Annotated in this window: 1 protein-coding gene; it reads left to right on the forward strand. The window is 63.4% G+C overall.

Going from position 1 to position 448, the window contains the following annotated elements; all coding sequences use genetic code 11:
* The coding region (locus ACU8YE_RS25240) for a hypothetical protein (RefSeq protein WP_446930302.1) at positions 1–212 on the forward strand (212 nt) is incomplete at its 5' end.
* Between the last annotated feature and the right edge of the window lie 236 nt (positions 213–448).

Below are 448 nucleotides of genomic sequence, written 5' to 3' on the forward strand. Positions count from 1 at the left end.
TCGCGGAATTCTGCGACCGCAATCATATCGGCAAAAGTTCTTACTTTTACCTGCAGGCCATAGGGCGCGCGCCCAAGACAACGCGCGTCGGACGGCGGGTTATTATCTTTCCGCAAGCTGAGGCGGCTTGGCGCCAGAGCATTCAGGACAACCCGCTTCCGGCCTCGCTCCGTCGAGCCGCCGAAGCTGCCGCCCAGATGGAGGCCGCGTAGCACCATGCCCCTGAAAACAGTTGAGGGACGGAGCGCCGGCCAGCGCTCACGTCCCTCGGAAGATGTCGCTCGCTCGACCGACGCTTCCGATATAGCACCCCACCGGCAAGCCGCCAACGGCCGCCCCTTCGTTTTCGATAGCCGTGGATGCTTCCTCGGCTTCGTGACAGGCCGCGCCGAGGCTCGCGCTCTCGTTCGGGAGGGCGTGTGATGAGTGTTGTCTACCACTACACGGA

The organism is Ralstonia sp. VS2407, assembly GCF_052950655.1.